The organism is Streptomyces rishiriensis (assembly GCF_030815485.1).
Classification (GTDB): domain Bacteria; phylum Actinomycetota; class Actinomycetes; order Streptomycetales; family Streptomycetaceae; genus Streptomyces; species Streptomyces rishiriensis_A.
In genome coordinates, this window is record NZ_JAUSWV010000002.1 from 6432736 (window position 1) to 6449372 (window position 16637).

Here is a 16637-nt window from a genome sequence, read left to right on the forward strand (position 1 = left end):
GTATTTACTTCTTGACGTCGAACTTGCGGCCGAGTTGACTTCGAGCCACCTCGGCCGCAGCGTTGCGGCCCTGTCAGGGAGGCACACCCCAATGAACGCAACGATGCGTAGAGTCGTGATCGGCGCCACCGCCGTGTCCATGGCGCTGTCGATTGCCGCGTGCGGCAAGGCCGGCGACGACAAGGACAGCGACTCCGGCAGCAGCAGCTCCTCGGGCAACAAGTCCATCGGTCTGCTGCTCCCCGACAGCGTCACCGCGCGGTACGAGAAGTTCGACAAGCCGTACTTCGACGCCAAGGTCAAGGCGCTCTGCTCGGACTGCAAGCTCGAGTACGCGAACGCCGCCGCCGACTCGGCCAAGCAGGCCCAGCAGGTCAGCAGCATGGTGACCAAGGGCGTCAAGGTCATCGTGATCTCCGCCCAGGACTCCGCCGCGATCAAGTCCTCGATCCAGTCCGCGGTGGACAAGGGTGTCAAGGTCGTCGCGTACGACCGCCTCGCTCAGGGCCCCGTCTCGGCCTACGTCTCCTTCGACAACGTCAAGGTCGGCGAGCTCCAGGGTCAGGCCCTGCTCGACTCCCTCGGCGCCAAGGCGACCCCCAAGGCGAAGGTCGTCATGATCAACGGTGACGACGCCGACCCGAACGCCGGCCAGTTCAAGGAAGGCGCGCACAAGGCCCTCGACGGCAAGGTCGACATCGCCTACGAGCAGTCCGGCCTCTGGAAGGACACGGTCGCCGCGCAGAAGATGTCCGCGGCCATCACCCAGCTCGGCGCCAAGAACATCGCGGGCGTCTACGCCGCCAACGACGGCATGGCCGGTGGCATCGCCAACACCCTCAAGGGCGCGAAGATCAGCGGCATCCCGCTGACCGGCCAGGACGCCGAGCTCGCGGGTATCCAGCGCATCGTCGCCGGCACCCAGTCCTCCACCGTCTACAAGGCCTTCAAGCCCGAGGCCGAGGCGGCCGCCCAGCTCGCCGTCGACCTGCTCGAGGGCAAGGACATCAAGTCCCTGGCGACCGAGACGCTGACCAGCGGCTCCGGCGACAAGGTCCCCTCGCAGCTGCTGACCCCGGTGTCGGTCACCAAGGCCAACATCAAGGACACGGTGATCAAGGACGGTCTGTACACCGTCGCCGACATCTGCGCCGGCGAGTACGCCGCCGCCTGCAAGACCGCCGGCATCCAGTAACCCGACGGTCCTCCCGCAGGCACCCGGTCCCGAGGGCCCCTCTCGAGTCGCTTCTCGAGCCGGCCCTCGGGTCCCACCGACCGCTCAGCGGTCCCGTGAGACCTGTCCGACGCCCGCCCCACCTCACACCCCGCTGCCGGGGCGGGCGTCGGACGGAACCGTTGCCAAGCGCAGCGGATTCACGCATGTTCATCTTGTAAACCTCGTGCGTCGGCATCGCGTACCCCGCGAGTCGCGCACATCCCTCCGCGCCTGTCTTTGAGCGCGGCATCCCCGCCGGTCAGGCGGCGAAGGAGATGGTTCACGTGTCCGCTACGCCCGTGCTGGCGTTGCGCGGGGTCTCCAAGCGATTCGGTGCTGTGCAGGCACTCACCGACGTCGAGCTGGAGGTCCACGCCGGAGAAGTGGTCGCCCTGGTGGGCGACAACGGCGCAGGAAAGTCCACCCTGGTCAAGACGATTGCGGGTGTCCACCCCATCGATGAGGGCGTCATCGAATGGGAGGGGAAGCCGGTCAGCATCAACCGGCCGCACGACGCACAGGGACTCGGCGTCGCGACCGTCTACCAGGACCTCGCCCTGTGCGACAACCTCGACGTCGTCGGCAACCTCTACCTCGGGCGCGAGCTGCTGCACCGCGGCGTCATCGACGAGGTGACGATGGAGAAGAACGCCCGGGAGCTGCTGTCCACGCTCTCCATCCGCATCCCGAGCGTCCGCATCCCGATCGCGAGCCTCTCCGGCGGTCAGCGCCAGGTCGTCGCCATCGCGCGCGCCCTGATCGGCGACCCCAAGGTCGTCATCCTCGACGAGCCCACCGCCGCCCTCGGCGTCGAGCAGACCGCACAGGTCCTCGACCTGGTCGAGCGGCTGCGCGAGCGCAACCTCGGCGTCATCCTCATCAGCCACAACATGGCCGACGTCAAGGCGGTCGCCGACACCGTCGCCGTCCTGCGTCTGGGCAAGAACAACGGCTCCTTCCCCGTGAAGGACACCAGCCACGAAGAGATCATCGCCGCGATCACCGGGGCCACGGACAACGCCGTGACCCGTCGTGCGGGGCGTCGCACCGCGGAGGCGGCAAAGTGAGCGACACGTCGAAGACCGTGAAGAGCGATTCCTCGGAGCCCCAGAAGGTCGACAAGACCGGGGGCGTCATCGAGGACCAGACCACCGTCGCCCCCGCCGACGACCCGACCGCCGCGCCGGTATCCGTCGTCGACCCGCGCCTGCTGGTGCGGGAAGAGGGCTTCAAGGGCTACCTCACCGAGTTCAAGCGCAAGGTGAAGGGCGGCGAGCTGGGCCAGATCCCCGTCGTCATCGGCCTGATCATCATCTGGACGATCTTCCAGGCGAAGAACGACCTGTTCCTGAGCGCCGACAACCTCTCGAACATCAGCTACTTCATGTCGGCCACCGGCATGCTGGCCATCGGCCTGGTGTTCGTCCTGCTGCTCGGCGAGATCGACCTGTCGGTCGGTTCCGTCAGCGGCCTGGCGTCGACGCTGTTCGCGGTGTTCGTGGTGGACCACACCATGAATCCGTGGCTGTCGCTGGTCCTGACGATCATCACCGGCGCCGGCATCGGCGCACTGCACGGCTGGTTCTTCGCGAAGATCGGCGTACCGGCCTTCGTGGTCACCCTGGCCGGCTTCCTCGGCTGGAACGGTCTGATGCTGTGGCTGCTGGGCTCCAGCGGCACGATCAACATCCCGTCGGACTCCGGCCCGGTGCACCTGCTCGGCCAGAACTCCTTCTTCATGGACCAGGCCATCATCGGCGCGTACCTGCTGGCCGGTCTCGCGGTCGTGCTGACCCTCGTCGGCAACTTCGGCGAGCAGCGCCGTCGCCGGGCCGCCGGTGTGCCGTTCCGGCCGACGACCGAGATCCTGCTGCGCGTCGGCGCGCTGGCCGTCGCGTCGTTCCTCGCGGCGAGCGTCCTGAACAACGCGTCGGGTGTCTCCAACGCGCTGGTGATCTTCCTGGCTGCGCTGGTCGTCGTCGACTTCGTGCTCCGTCGCACCACGTACGGCCGTAAGGTCTTCGCGGTCGGCGGCGGCATCGAGGCGGCCCGCCGTGCCGGTATCAACGTGCCGATGGTCCGGATCACCGTGTTCGCCATCTCCGGTGGCTTCGCGGCGGTCGGCGGCATGTTCTTCGCGGGCCAGACGGCCTCCGCGACGCTGAACGCCGGTGGCGGCAACACCCTGATGCTCGCCATCGCGGCGGCCGTCATCGGTGGCACGAGCCTCTTCGGCGGCCGCGGCACGGTGTGGTCCGCGCTCCTGGGCATGCTGGTCATCCAGTCCATCCAGACCGGCCTCGACCTGCTGAACATGAACACCTCGATCCAGTACATGATCACCGGTGGTGTTCTGCTGGGCGCGGTCGTCATCGACTCCGTCTCCCGCAAGAGCCAGAAGGCCGCCGGTCGCGGCTGACGCTCCTGGTGACCCGATGTGCCCGGCATCCGTTTCGATGCCGGGCACAGTCGTGTCATAGGAAAGGCTCATTCTGGGTACGGCCGTTCGCGTGACCCATGACGCAAGGGCCGGAGTCCGTCCGCCCCGGCGGAACATTAGACTCGACGAGCCCGGCAACAGCTCGATCAGCTTTTACTGCAAGGAGGCACGGGTGCCGCTGCTGACCCGCATCAGGGGACCGCGTGATCTGGACCGGCTCAGCCTGGAGGAGCTGGACCAGCTGGCAGAGGAGATCCGGACCTTCCTCGTCGACGCCGTCTCCAAGACCGGTGGCCACCTCGGTCCGAACCTCGGCGTGGTCGAGCTCACCATCGCCCTGCACCGGGTCTTCGAGTCCCCCAAGGACAAGGTGCTGTGGGACACGGGGCACCAGTCCTACGTGCACAAGCTGCTCACGGGCCGGCAGGACTTCTCCCGGCTGAAGATGAAGGGCGGCCTGTCCGGCTACCCGTCGCAGGCCGAGTCCGAGCACGACGTCATCGAGAACAGCCACGCCTCCACGGTGCTCGGCTGGGCCGACGGCCTCGCGAAGGCCAACCAGATCCTCGACCGCGACGACCACGTGGTCGCCGTCATCGGTGACGGCGCGCTCACCGGCGGCATGGCCTGGGAGGCGCTGAACAACATCGCCGACGGGGACCGCCCCCTGGTCATCGTCGTCAACGACAACGAGCGCTCGTACGCGCCGACCATCGGCGGCCTGGCCAACCACCTCGCCACCCTGCGCACGACGGACGGCTACGAGCGCTTCCTCGCCCGCACCAGGGAGGTCCTGGAGCGCACCCCCGTCGTCGGCAGACCGCTCTACGAGACCCTGCACGGCGCCAAGAAGGGCCTGAAGGACTTCATCGCCCCCCAGGGCATGTTCGAGGACCTCGGCCTGAAGTACGTCGGCCCCATCGACGGCCACGACATCGAGGCGCTGGAGTCCGCGCTGGCCCGCGCCAAGCGCTTCGGCGGCCCGGTCATCGTGCACTGCCTCACCGAGAAGGGCCGCGGCTACCAGCCCGCCCTCCAGGACGAGGCCGACCGCTTCCACGGCATCGGCCCCATCCACCCCGACACCGGTCTGCCGATCAAGGCGTCGGGCGCCGACTGGACCTCCGTCTTCGGCGACGAGATGGTCGAGCTCGGCAAGGAGCGCGAGGACATCGTCGCGATCACGGCCGCGATGCTGCAGCCGGTCGGCCTGAAGAAGTTCGCGGACACCTTCCCGGACCGCATCTACGACGTCGGCATCGCCGAGCAGCACGCCGCCGTCTCCGCCGCGGGTCTGGCGGCGGGCGGGGTGCATCCGGTGTTCGCCGTGTACGCCACCTTCCTCAATCGTGCCTTCGACCAGGTCCTGATGGATGTCGCCCTCCACAAGTGCGGTGTGACGTTCGTACTGGACCGGGCCGGTGTCACCGGCACCGACGGCGCCTCCCACAACGGCATGTGGGACATGTCGATCCTCCAGGTCGTCCCGGGCCTCAGGCTCGCCGCCCCGCGCGACGCCGACCAGGTCCGCGCCCAGCTGCGCGAGGCCGTCGCGGTCGAGGACGCGCCGACCGTCGTGCGCTTCTCCAAGGGCGCCGTCGGCCCCGCCGTACCCGCCGTGGGGCGCGTCGGCGGCATGGACGTGCTCCGCGAGAGCGGCACCGACACCCCGGACGTGCTGCTGGTCTCCGTGGGCGCGCTCGCCCCGATGTGCCTGGAGATCGCGACCCTGCTCGACCGGCAGGGCATCACCACCACGGTCGTCGACCCCCGCTGGGTCAAACCCGTTGACGAGGCCATGGCCCCGCTCGCCGAGCGGCACCGCGTGGTCGTGACCGTCGAGGACAACTCCCGCGTCGGAGGCGTCGGCTCGGCGGTCGCCCAGGCGCTGCGCGACGCGGGTGTCGACGTCCCGCTGCGCGATTTCGGCATCCCGCCCCGCTTCCTCGACCACGCCTCGCGCGCCGAGGTCATGGCCGAGATCGGGCTCACCGCCCCGGACATCGCCCGCCAGGTCACCGGGCTGGTCTCCCAGCTCGACGGCATCCCCCACGCCCGGCTCCGTCCGAGCGGGGGGACGCACCTCGGCAGCACGGCCGCCGAGGTCGACTCCGTGGAGCCGGCGCGCGACTGACGTCCTCCCGGAGAAACCGACACGTCCGAATGGGCCGGTTGCACCACTGTGAAGAGTGGTGCGACCGGCCCCTTCGCGTTAACCCGCCCGCGCCGGGGCATACGGTCTACGCGCCCTCTCGATCATGTCGAGGACGACACAGCGTGGGAGGTCCCCGTGAGCAGCACCCTCTTCCGGACGAAGAAGGTCGAGCAGTCCATCCTCGATACCGAGGAACCCGAGCACGCGCTCAAGAAATCCCTGTCGGCGCTGGATCTCACCGTCTTCGGCGTCGGTGTCATCATCGGCACCGGCATCTTCGTCCTGACCGGCACGGTGGCCAAGAACAACGCCGGTCCGGCCGTCGCTCTGGCCTTCGTCGCCGCCGGCGTGGCCTGCGCGCTCGCCGCGCTCTGCTACGCCGAGTTCGCCTCGACGGTGCCGGTGGCCGGCTCGGCGTACACCTTCTCGTACGCCTCCCTCGGAGAGCTCCCCGCCTGGATCATCGGCTGGGACCTCGTCCTCGAGTTCGCGCTCGGCACGGCGGTGGTGGCCGTCGGCTGGTCGGGCTACATCGCCTCACTGCTCGACAACGCGGGCTGGCACCTGCCGGCGGCGCTCAGCGGCCGGGAGGGAACCGACGGCTTCGGCTTCGACATCCTCGCCGCCGCCCTCGTCCTGGTGCTGACGGCCATTCTCGTCGTCGGCACGAAGCTCTCCGCGCGGGTCACCTCCGTGGTGGTTGCCATCAAGGTGACCGTCGTACTGACCGTGATCGTCGCGGGCGCCTTCCTCATCGACGGCAAGAACTACGACCCGTTCGTCCCGAAGGCGCAGCCCGTGCCGGCCGGCGACAGCCTCCAGTCCCCGCTCATCCAGCTCATGTTCGGCTGGGCGCCCTCCAACTTCGGCGTGATGGGCATCTTCACCGCCGCCTCCGTCGTCTTCTTCGCCTTCATCGGCTTCGACGTCGTCGCCACGGCCGCCGAGGAGACCAAGAACCCGCAGCGTGACATGCCGCGCGGCATCATCGGCTCCCTCATCATCTGCACCGTCCTGTACGTCGCGGTGTCGATCGTCGTCACCGGGATGCAGCACTACACCAAGCTGTCGGTCAGCGCCCCGCTCGCCGACGCCTTCAAGGCCACCGGGCACCCCTGGTTCGCGGGCTTCATCAGCTTCGGCGCCGCCGTCGGCCTGACGACCGTCTGCATGATCCTGCTTCTCGGCCAGACCCGGGTCTTCTTCGCGATGAGCCGCGACGGACTGCTGCCGCGCTTCTTCTCCCACGTCCACCCGCGGTTCAAGACCCCGCACCGGCCGACGATCCTGCTCGGCGTCCTCATCGCGATCCTGGCCGGCTTCACCAGCCTCAGCGAACTCGCCGAGCTGGTGAACATCGGCACCCTCTTCGCCTTCGTGGTGGTCGCGATCGGCGTGATCATCCTGCGCAGGTCCCGCCCCGACCTGCCCCGGGCCTTCCGCACCCCGTGGGTGCCGTTCCTGCCGATCGTGTCGGTGCTGGCCTCGCTGTGGCTGATGCTCAACCTGCCCGCCGAGACCTGGCTGCGGTTCGGCATCTGGATGGTCATCGGGTTCGTCGTGTACTTCCTCTACGGCCGCTCGCACAGCCGCCTGGCACGACGCGAGGAGACGACCGTCGGCGGGACCGCCGGGCCGGGCCGCGACGACACCGTGTGACGCCTTCGGAGCCCCGGCCCCGCCCGTCCGCGCGGGGCCGGCTCCGATGGCTCACCGCCCCGGATCCCGGACCGCCCCGTACCGTCTCGGCCGCGTACCGTCTCGTACCGCACGCCCCCTCAGTCCCGCACCGCGCGCGGGCCCGTCACCTCCGCGCCCAGCTCCGTCACCCGGCGGCGCAGCTCGCGGTCGGCCGTGACGACCAGGCGGGAGCGCTCCGGCGCCCCGGCGACCAGCTCGACGATACGGTCGTCCCCGCTGCCGGACGCCGCCTCCACCCGTACGCCGGGCACCGGCTCCACCCCGCGGGCCGCGCCCTCCACGACGAGGACGATCTCCTGAACCCCCTCGTGCCCCCGCAGCCCGTCGACGGCCAGCCGGTCCCGCAGACGCTCCGCGGCTCCGCGCCGGTCCCGCCACCACCCGTCGGGCACCGACCCGACGACGTTCGCGGCGTCGACGATCACGAGCAGCGCGGCGTTGTCGTCCATGGAGCCAGCGTCGCACGCGCGACCCCCCGGGTGTGACCCTCGCGCAGGCGCCGTGCGGGGTCCGTCATAAAGTGATCGGGTGAACGGCGACTGGCTCATACGCGGCCGCGACGGGCGGCTCGGTGTCTATCTGATGTCGGACGACGCCGTCCTGTGCCGGGCGGAACGCACCCCGGGCGGGGCCTGGGAGGCCCCACGCAGGGTGGGCGGCGACCAGAAGGTGTACCCGGCCCCGGCCATCGGCCAGGGCGCCGACGGTTACGCCCATCTGGCCACCTGGCGGCCCACGGTGAAGGGCGAGGCGGGTCTGGTGCACTCCGCCCACTTCCGGCCGCACCTCGCGGCCCTGGACTGGATGCCCATCGGCCACCCCAACAGGAAGGGCGACCGCACCGGCACGCCCGCCGTCGCGGTGGACGCCCAGGGACGCGCCCACGTCTTCGCCCGCAACATCGGCACCGGACTGTGCATGGTCGCCCAGAAGGAGAAGGGCGGCTGGGACCCGTGGCGCGACCTGAAGGGGCAGGGCGTCGAGGGGCCGCCGATCGCGGTGACGGCGGAGTCCGGCTGCGTCCAGGCGTTCGCGGCCGTCTCCGGCGGGATCCTGCACTGGCGCCAGGAGGCGCCGGGCGCCCAGCCGGTGCTCCAGGAGCCCCTCAAGGCACCGGTGCGGCCCCGCACCCTGCGGGCACTGGCCACCTCCCCGGAGCACACCACCCTCTTCTACACCGACGACTCCGGTGACGTGTGCGCGTGGCGTCCCGGCGGTGAGCCCGTCTCCGTGCTCGCCGCCGCCGGCCCCGGCCCGGTCGCCGCGATCCGCACCGAACTCGACGGTCACGACTGCACCCTGCTCGCCCAGCGCTCCGCGAGCGGCCGGGTCGCCTTCGCGGCGTATCCGACCGAACGCGAGTCGGCCGGCGCCTGGTGGGCCGAGTCGGGCCCCCGACTGCCCGCCGACGCCGTGGTGGCGCTCGCCATGGACCACGAGAACCGGGTGGTCGCGGCGGCCCTGTCCCCGTCGACCGGTCTGCTCCAGATCACCCGCCGCAAGGACGAGCCCGGCCTGGCCATGATGGCCTGGCGGACGGTGTGACGCGCAACGACCGGCCGGCGCGCCCGCCGCGGCCGACGGCACTCCCCACCGGGTCGCCGGGCCGCGGGCCGGACACGCCGAACTGAGAAGCCCGGCCCGCCGGGACCGGGAAACGCGACGGAAACGCAGGAAAGAGGGCCTCCGCCGGTGGCGGAGGCCCTCTTCATGTCCCAGGACGCAGGACGGCTCGAGCGGTTACGACGGTTACGCCGGAACCGAGGCCAGGCCCGGCGCCAGGAACTTCTTGCCGTTCACGCGCTCGGAGACACCCTCGCGGTCCAGGTACGGCGTGATGCCGCCCAGGTGGAAGGGCCAGCCGGCGCCCGTGATCAGGCAGAGGTCGATGTCCTGCGCCTCGGCGACGACACCCTCGTCGAGCATGAGCCCGATCTCCTGCGCCACGGCGTCCAGGACGCGCGCCCGCACCTGCTCTTCGGTCAGGACGTTGTCGCCCTGCTTCAGGAGCGCGGAGACCTCGGGGTCCAGCTCGGGCTTGCCACTGTCGTAGACGTAGAAGCCGCGCTTGCCGGCCTTGACGACGGCCGCGAGGTTCGGAGAGACCGTGAAACGGTCCGGGAACGCCCGGTTGAGCGTTTCCGAGACGTGCAGCCCGATCGCGGGGCCGACCAGCTCGAGGAGCACCAGCGGGGACATCGGCAGACCGAGCGGTTCCACCGCCTTCTCCGCCACCTCGACCGGGGTGCCCTCGTCGATGACGTTCTGCACCTCGCCCATGAAACGGGTGAGAATGCGGTTCACGACGAACGCCGGGGCGTCCTTCACCAGAACCGCCGTCTTCTTCAGCTTCTTGGCGACGGCGAAGGCCGTTGCCAGCGAGGCGTCGTCGGTCTGCTCGCCCCGGACGATCTCGAGGAGCGGCAGGATCGCGACCGGGTTGAAGAAGTGGAAGCCCACGACCCGCTCGGGGTTCTTGAGCTTCGACGCCATCTCGGAGACCGACAGCGAGGAGGTGTTGGTGGCGAGGACGGCGTGCGCCGGGGCGACCGCCTCGACCTCCGCGAACACCTGCTGCTTGACGCCGATCTCCTCGAACACGGCCTCGATGATGAAGTCCGCGTCGGCGAAGCCCTCGGCCTTGTCCAGGACGCCGCTCACCAGCGCCTTGAGGCGGTTGGCCTTGTCCTGGTTGATGCGGCCCTTGCCGAGCAGCTTCTCGATCTCGGCGTGGACGTAGCCCACACCCTTGTCGACGCGCTCCTGGTCGATGTCGGTCAGCACGACCGGCACCTCGAGACGGCGCAGGAACAGCAGCGCGAGCTGCGAGGCCATCAGGCCCGCGCCCACGACGCCGACCTTGGTGACCGGACGCGCCAGGGACTTGTCCGGGGCGCCGGCCGGGCGCTTGGCGCGCTTCTGCACCAGGTTGAACGCGTAGATGCCGGCGCGCAGTTCGCCGCCCATGATCAGGTCGGCGAGCGCGACGTCCTCGGCGTCGTAGCCCTGCTGGAGGTCGCCGTTCTTGGCGGCGGCGATGATGTCGAGAGCGCGGTAGGCGGCCGGGGCCGCGCCGTGCACCTTGCTGTCCGCGACGAACCGGCCGCGCGCGACGGCCTGGTCCCAGGCCTCCCCGCGGTCGATCACCGGGCGTTCGACCTCGACGTCGCCCTTGAGGACGTTCGCCGTCCAGATCAGCGACTGCTCCAGGAAGTCCGCGCCCTCGAAGATCGCGTCCGCGATCCCCAGGTCGAAGACCTGCTGGCCCTTGAGCTGCTTGTTCTGGTTGAGGCTGTTCTCGATGATCACCGAGACGGCCTTGTCGGCACCGATCAGGTTCGGCAGCAGGGTGCAGCCGCCCCAGCCGGGCACCAGACCGAGGAACACCTCGGGGAGGGAGAACGCGGGAAGCGCCTTCGAAACGGTGCGGTACGCGCAGTGCAGACCGACCTCGACACCGCCGCCCATCGCCGCGCCGTTGTAGTACGCGAAGGTCGGGACCGCGAGGCCCGACAGGCGCTTGAAGACCTCGTGGCCGCCCTTGCCGATGGCGAGCGCGTCCTTGTGCTCCTTGAGCAGCTCGACGCCCTTGAGGTCCGCGCCGACGGCGAAGATGAACGGCTTGCCGGTGACGCCGATACCGACGATCTCGCCGGCCGCCGCCTCCTTCTCGACCTGGTCGATCGCGGAGTCGAGGTTCGCGAGGGACTGCGGGCCGAAGGTGGTCGGCTTGGTGTGGTCGAAACCGTTGTCCAGCGTGATCAGGGCGAAGCGCCCCGCGCCGAACGGCAGGTCCAGGTGACGGACGTGCGCCTGGGTGACGACCTCGTCCGGGAACAGCTCGGCCGCGCCCTTCAGGAGTTCGGTGGTGCTCACTTGTCGCCTCCGGCGGACTCGAAGTGCGGGTTCTCCCAGATGACCGTGGCGCCCATACCGAAGCCGACGCACATGGTGGTCAGGCCGTAGCGGACGTCCGGCTGCTCCTCGAACTGGCGGGCCAGCTGCGTCATCAGGCGGACGCCGGAGGAGGCCAGCGGGTGACCGAAGGCGATCGCGCCGCCGTACTGGTTGACGCGCTCGTCGTCGTCCGCGATGCCGTAGTGCTCGAGGAAGGCCAGGACCTGGACGGCGAAGGCCTCGTTGATCTCGAAGAGACCGATGTCGGAGATGGACAGACCGGCCTGGGCCAGCGCCTTCTCCGTGGCCGGGATCGGGCCGTAGCCCATGACCTCCGGCTCGACACCCGCGAAGGAGTACGCGACGAGGCGCATCTTCACCGGCAGGCCGTTCTCGCGGGCGAAGTCCTCGGACGCGATGAGCGAAGCGGTCGCGCCGTCGTTCAGACCGGCCGCGTTACCGGCCGTGACCCGGCCGTGGACGCGGAACGGGGTCTTGAGACCGGACAGGTTCTCCAGCGTCGTCCCCGGGCGCATCGGCTCGTCGGCGGTGACCAGGCCCCAGCCCGTCTCACCGGCGTCCGGGTTGGTGCGGCGGACCGAGACCGGCACCAGGTCGGCCTGGATCTTGCCGTTCGCGTAGGCCTTGGCGGCCTTCTCCTGCGAGCGCACGGCGTACTCGTCGGCGCGCTGCTTGGTGATCTGCGGGTAGCGGTCGTGCAGGTTCTCGGCGGTCATGCCCATGAACAGGGCGGACTCGTCGACCAGCTTCTCGCTGACGAAGCGCGGGTTGGGGTCCACGCCCTCACCCATCGGGTGGCGGCCCATGTGCTCGACACCACCGGCGATGGCGATGTCGTAGGCGCCGAAGGCGACGGAGCCGGCGACCGCGGTGACGGCGGTCAGGGCGCCCGCGCACATGCGGTCGATGGAGTAACCGGGCACGGAGGTCGGCAGACCGGCCAGGATGCCGGCGGTACGGCCGATGGTCAGGCCCTGGTCGCCGATCTGCGTGGTCGCGGCGATGGCGACCTCGTCGATCTTCTTCGGGTCGAGACCGGGGTTGCGGCGCAGCAGCTCCCGGATCGCCTTCACGACGAGGTCGTCGGCCCGGGTCTCGTGGTAGATGCCCTTCGGGCCCGCCTTGCCGAACGGGGTACGGACGCCGTCGACGAAGACGACGTCCCTGACGGTACGAGGCACGATGGCTCTCCTCCAGGTGCGGGATGGCACTGCTGCGACACGCAAGCGCTGAGCGCGCGCTCAGGACCCATGCTACTTGTGGGTAACGTAGCTGCCCAGTCCCGGAGGGCCAAGCGGCGAACGTCACACCCCGGACGGGTCCGGGATCATCCTCGCTCGCGCCCGTCCTCAGCGCCGCGGCGGGGCCGTCGAACCCCGTGGTGTCAGTACGGGCGTCGGCACCGGATGCGATCCGGGACCCGGCCCGGTGAACACGCCGAACAGCGTCCGCGCCGCCTCCGCCCCGAATCCGTGCACGTCATGGCTCATCGCGGAGAGCGTCGGATGGGTCAGCCGGCACAACGGGGAGTCGTCCCAGGCGAGCAGGGAGACGTCGCCCGGCACACCGAACCCCATCTCGGCCGCCACGGCCAGCCCGGCCACCGCCATGATGTCGTTGTCGTAAACGATTGCCGTTGGCCGGTCCGCCGGAGCGGCGGTCAGCGTCGACCGGGTCGCCCGTGCCCCCGCCTCCCCGGAGTGGTCCGTGGCGACCTGCCGCGCCCCGGCCGAGCGCGCCCCGGGCGGCGGCGGCATCCCGAGTGCTCTGCCGCAGGTGCCGGTCGTCGTCGAGTGGTGAGGTCTCCCGCATGCGCACTCCCTTAACCGGTCAAGCCCGCACTGAGACTTGCCTCTTCATCGTTGGCGGGAATGGGGCTTTACCGGTTGAGAAAGCGCTGTCAGAGTGCCGAATCAGCCAACCCACTCGTGGTCGACCGACCCACTGGCGTGCGACCGACCCGCACGTGCTCGTCCGTCCCGAGAACCTCCCGAGAACGGAAGTGATGCACATGAACCGCCGCACCGTCACGGCCCTCGCCACGGTCGCGGGAGCCGCTCTCCTGCTCCCCGGCTGCACCGGCACCGGAGGCAGCGCCAAGGGCGCGGACGCCAAGGCGCCCGACGACCCCTCCAAGGTCAGCGGAACCATCACGGTCCTCACCGTGCGCACCGACCTGGTGCAGGACGGCACGATGAAGAGGTACGCCGCCGAGTTCAACAAGACCTACCCCAAGGTCAAGGTGGAGTTCCAGGCCCTCACCAACTACGAGGCCGAGATCAAGATCCGGATGAACACGGACGATTACGGCGACGTCCTGCTGATCCCCGCGGTCATCAAGAAGAACGACTACCCGAAGTTCTTCGCCTCCCTCGGCACCGCCGCCGAACGCGGCAAGAAGTACCGGTTCACCGACTTCACCACCGTCGACGGCAAGGTCTACGGCCAGAGCCCGGTCGGCGTGATGCCCGGCTTCGTCTACAACAAGCGGGTCTGGCACGAGGCCGGGGTCACCGAATGGCCCACGACTCCGGCCGAGTTCCTCGCCGACCTGAAGGCGATCAAGGCGAAGACCGACGCGATCCCCTACTACACCAACTTCGCCGCGCAGTGGCCCCTGACCTCCTGGACGTACGTCGACGGCTCGGTCCACTGCGACCCGCAGGCGACCACCAAGCTCGCCGAGGACGACCCCTGGGCCGAGAACTCCGACCTGCGCGTCGGGGACACGCTGCTGTACGACATCGTCCAGCAGGGCCTCGCCGAGAAGGACCCGACGACCAGCAACTGGGAAGAGTCCAAGCCCCGGACGACCAAGGGCGAGATCGCCACCCAGTGGCTCGGCACCTGGGCGGTCATCCAGTTCCAGGACGCCGCGAAGAAGGCCGGTGTGAACCCCGACGACATCGGTTTCATGCCGTTTCCCGCCCGGACGGACGGCACCTTCTGCGCGACCGTCGGCCCCGACTACAACCAGGCCGTCAACGTCCACTCCCCGCACAAGGAAGCGGCCCGCGCCTGGATCGACTGGTTCACCGACCGGTCCGGTTACGACAAGGACAACCTGGCGATCTCCCCGCTCAAGGACGCGGCCCTGCCCGAGGTGCTGAAACCGTACGAAGAGGCGGGCGTCAAGCTCATCGAACTGGACGACGCGGCGGGCGCGAAGGTCAAGCTGATCGACGACGAGTCCGAGGTCGGCATCTACAAGCCCGAGTACCGCCAGGATCTGATCGACCTGGCGCGCGGCGCCAAGAAGGGCAGCCTGGACGACTTCCTCGCCGGACTCGGCAAGAAGTGGACCGAGACGCAAGCGAACGTGAGCGACTGATGGCGCTCCCGCACCCGCACCCTCCGGCGCACCGCACGGGGCAGAGGAACTCAGAGGCCGCGACACCGGTTCAGAAACGCCTCGCTCCCGCACCGGCCCCGCGCCGGGCGCGCACCTGGCGGCTGCTCACCCCGTGGCTGTTCCTGCTCGCTCCGCTCGCCCTGCTGATCACGTTCACCTACGCGCCGATCGCCAACATGGTCGCCTACAGCTTCACCGACTGGGACGGCGTGAGTCCCGAACTGCACTACACGGGCACGGAGAACTACACCGAGATCTTCACCAGGGAGGACCTCTTCCAGGTCTTCTGGGTAAGCGGCTACTACCTGGTCGCCTCGGTGATCCAGATCGTCGCCGCGCTGTACTTCGCGACCGTCCTGAGTTTCAGCATCCGCTTCCGGAACTTCTTCAAGGGCGTGCTGTTCTTTCCGTCCCTGGTGAACGGCGTGGCGATCGGTTTCGTCTTCCTCTACTTCTTCCAGGACGGCGGCACCTTCGACACGGTCCTCGGCCTCTTCGGCTACCACACCGACCACGCCTGGCTGGGCACCCCGGCCTCGGCGAACGTCTCGCTGGCCGGCGTCTCGATCTGGCGCTACCTCGGCATGAACTTCGTCCTCTTCCTCGGGGCGATCCAGTCCATCCCGGGGGAGCTGTACGAGGCGGCCGAACTGGACGGGGCCGACCGCCGGCACCAGTTCCGCCACATCATCCTGCCCGGCATCAAGCCGGTGCTGACCCTGACGGTGATCCTTTCCGTCTCGGGCTCCCTGTCGGCCTTCGAGATCCCGTACATCATGACCGGCGGGGCGACCGGCACCGAGACCTTCGTGATCCAGACCGTGAAGCTGGCCTTCCAGTTCAACAAGACGGGGCTCGCCTCGGCGGCGGCGGTCGTGCTGCTGCTGATCATCCTGCTGGTGACCTGGGTGCAGCGACGTCTCGTCCCCGACGACAGGGTGGACCTCGTATGACACGCAGCGCCGTGGCCCGTGCCCTCGTGTACCTGTCGCTGATCGCGGCGACGCTGGTCGTCCTGCTCCCGCTGGGCGTCGTAGTCATGACATCGCTGAAGACCGAGAACGAGACGGCGAACGGCAGCGGGGCGCTCACACCGCCGCACGACCCGCTCAACTTCCACAACTACGTGACGGCGTTCCAGGACGGCGGCATGCTCACGGCGTTCGGCAACACCGCCTTCATCCTTCTCGTCTCGGTCGGCGGAACCGTTCTCATCGGGTCGATGACGGCATACGCGATCGACCGGTTCACCTTCCGTTTCCGGAAACTGGTGGTCGCGCTGTTCCTGGTCGCCGCGCTGGTCCCCGGGGTGACCACCCAGGTGGCCACCTTCCAGATCGTCCACAGCCTCGGCATGTTCGACACCCGCTGGGCCCCGATCGCCCTCTACATGGGCACGGACATCGTCTCGATCTACATTTTCCTGCAGTTCGTGCGCTCGATCCCGATCTCCCTGGACGAGGCCGCCCGCCTCGACGGAGCCAACGCCTTCACGATCTACCGGAAGATCATCTTTCCGTTGCTGAAACCGGCGATCGCGACGGTCGTGATCGTGAAGGGGATCGCCGTCTACAACGACTTCTACATCCCTTTCCTGTACATGCCCTCGCAAGATCTTGGCGTGATCTCGACGTCCCTGTTCCGCTTCAAGGGCCCCTATGCCGCCCACTGGGAAACGATTTCGGCAGGAGCGGTGCTGGTCGTCCTGCCGACACTGATCGTCTTCCTCGCCCTCCAGAAATACATCTACAACGGTTTCATGAGAGGAGCGACGAGGTAACCGCTTGCGGCTGGTGCGGCTGGTGCGGCTGGTGCGGCTGGTGCGGCTGGTGCCCCGTACCGCTCGGCCAGCTCG

12 protein-coding genes and 1 pseudogene are annotated in these 16637 nt (G+C 69.1%); 9 read left to right on the plus strand and 4 right to left on the minus strand.

The genetic code is table 11. From position 1 onward, the window contains the following. Positions 1-91: 91 nt before the first annotated feature. The 5 genes from QF030_RS31105 to QF030_RS31125 all read left to right on the plus strand — a co-directional run bounded on the left by QF030_RS31105 (position 92) and on the right by QF030_RS31125 (position 7470). Entirely contained in the window at positions 92-1195 is a 1104-nt protein-coding gene (locus QF030_RS31105; protein WP_373428831.1) for a sugar ABC transporter substrate-binding protein, read from the plus strand. Between the two features lie 296 nt (positions 1196-1491). After that, positions 1492-2283 (plus strand): ATP-binding cassette domain-containing protein, encoded by a 792-nt coding sequence (locus QF030_RS31110; protein WP_078615460.1) that lies wholly within the window; start codon positions 1492-1494, stop codon positions 2281-2283. Next, entirely contained in the window at positions 2280-3635 is a 1356-nt protein-coding gene (locus QF030_RS31115) for a sugar ABC transporter permease (protein WP_373428832.1), read from the plus strand. Before QF030_RS31110 ends, QF030_RS31115 begins: the two co-directional genes overlap by 4 nt. A gap of 193 nt (positions 3636-3828) precedes the next feature. After that, complete coding sequence (gene dxs, locus QF030_RS31120) at positions 3829-5790, plus strand: 1-deoxy-D-xylulose-5-phosphate synthase (RefSeq protein WP_307165885.1); 1962 nt, start codon at positions 3829-3831, stop codon at positions 5788-5790. A gap of 156 nt (positions 5791-5946) precedes the next feature. Next, positions 5947-7470: an amino acid permease gene (locus QF030_RS31125; protein WP_307165886.1), complete on the plus strand. Its 1524-nt coding sequence runs from the start codon at positions 5947-5949 to the stop codon at positions 7468-7470. A 119-nt stretch (positions 7471-7589) separates the two neighbouring features. On the opposite strand, the gene QF030_RS31130 is transcribed toward QF030_RS31125, so the two are convergent. Further along, the gene (locus tag QF030_RS31130) at positions 7590-7961 is read right to left on the minus strand and encodes an NTP pyrophosphohydrolase (RefSeq protein ID WP_307165887.1); all 372 of its coding nucleotides are present in this window, start codon (positions 7959-7961) and stop codon (positions 7590-7592) included. Between the two features lie 79 nt (positions 7962-8040). On the opposite strand from QF030_RS31130, the gene QF030_RS31135 reads away from it, so the two are divergent. Next, on the plus strand, positions 8041-9057 hold the full coding sequence (locus QF030_RS31135) for a hypothetical protein (protein ID WP_307165888.1): 1017 nt from the start codon (positions 8041-8043) through the stop codon (positions 9055-9057). A gap of 204 nt (positions 9058-9261) precedes the next feature. On the opposite strand, the gene QF030_RS31140 is transcribed toward QF030_RS31135, so the two are convergent. The 3 genes and pseudogenes from QF030_RS31140 to QF030_RS31150 all read right to left on the minus strand — a co-directional run. Beyond that, a complete protein-coding gene (locus tag QF030_RS31140; protein ID WP_307165889.1) occupies positions 9262-11388 on the minus strand; it encodes a 3-hydroxyacyl-CoA dehydrogenase NAD-binding domain-containing protein in 2127 nt (708 codons plus the stop codon). Further along, positions 11385-12611, minus strand: coding sequence for a thiolase family protein (locus QF030_RS31145; protein WP_307165890.1), 1227 nt, complete (start codon positions 12609-12611; stop codon positions 11385-11387). Before QF030_RS31145 ends, QF030_RS31140 begins: the two co-directional genes overlap by 4 nt. A 168-nt stretch (positions 12612-12779) precedes the next feature. Continuing rightward, a pseudogene (locus QF030_RS31150) lies at positions 12780-13160 on the minus strand (substrate-binding domain-containing protein); the annotation flags it as partial. 281 nt (positions 13161-13441) lie between these two features. Here QF030_RS31150 and QF030_RS31155 point away from each other — a divergent pair. Genes QF030_RS31155 through QF030_RS31165 form a run of 3 tightly spaced genes read left to right on the plus strand, consistent with a single transcriptional unit; the run spans position 13442 to position 16562 of the window. After that, positions 13442-14761 carry an ABC transporter substrate-binding protein gene (locus QF030_RS31155; RefSeq protein ID WP_307165891.1) on the plus strand — a complete coding sequence of 440 codons (1320 nt, stop codon included), beginning with the start codon at positions 13442-13444 and terminating at the stop codon, positions 14759-14761. Next, positions 14761-15735: a carbohydrate ABC transporter permease gene (locus QF030_RS31160; protein WP_307165892.1), complete on the plus strand. Its 975-nt coding sequence runs from the start codon at positions 14761-14763 to the stop codon at positions 15733-15735. Before QF030_RS31155 ends, QF030_RS31160 begins: the two co-directional genes overlap by 1 nt. Continuing rightward, positions 15732-16562 carry a carbohydrate ABC transporter permease gene (locus QF030_RS31165; protein ID WP_307165893.1) on the plus strand — a complete coding sequence of 277 codons (831 nt, stop codon included), beginning with the start codon at positions 15732-15734 and terminating at the stop codon, positions 16560-16562. Before QF030_RS31160 ends, QF030_RS31165 begins: the two co-directional genes overlap by 4 nt. Positions 16563-16637: the final 75 nt, after the last annotated feature.

Excerpts from the sequence above, each read along its gene's own strand:
- QF030_RS31105 (WP_373428831.1), top strand. The coding sequence starts at position 92 with ATGAACGCAACGATGCGTAGAGTCGTGATCGGCGCCACCGCCGTGTCC.
- QF030_RS31110 (WP_078615460.1), top strand. The coding sequence starts at position 1,492 with ATGGTTCACGTGTCCGCTACGCCCGTGCTGGCGTTGCGCGGGGTCTCC.
- QF030_RS31130 (WP_307165887.1), bottom strand. The coding sequence starts at position 7,961 with ATGGACGACAACGCCGCGCTGCTCGTGATCGTCGACGCCGCGAACGTC.
- QF030_RS31155 (WP_307165891.1), top strand. The coding sequence starts at position 13,442 with ATGAACCGCCGCACCGTCACGGCCCTCGCCACGGTCGCGGGAGCCGCT.
- QF030_RS31160 (WP_307165892.1), top strand. The coding sequence starts at position 14,761 with ATGGCGCTCCCGCACCCGCACCCTCCGGCGCACCGCACGGGGCAGAGG.
- QF030_RS31165 (WP_307165893.1), top strand. The coding sequence starts at position 15,732 with ATGACACGCAGCGCCGTGGCCCGTGCCCTCGTGTACCTGTCGCTGATC.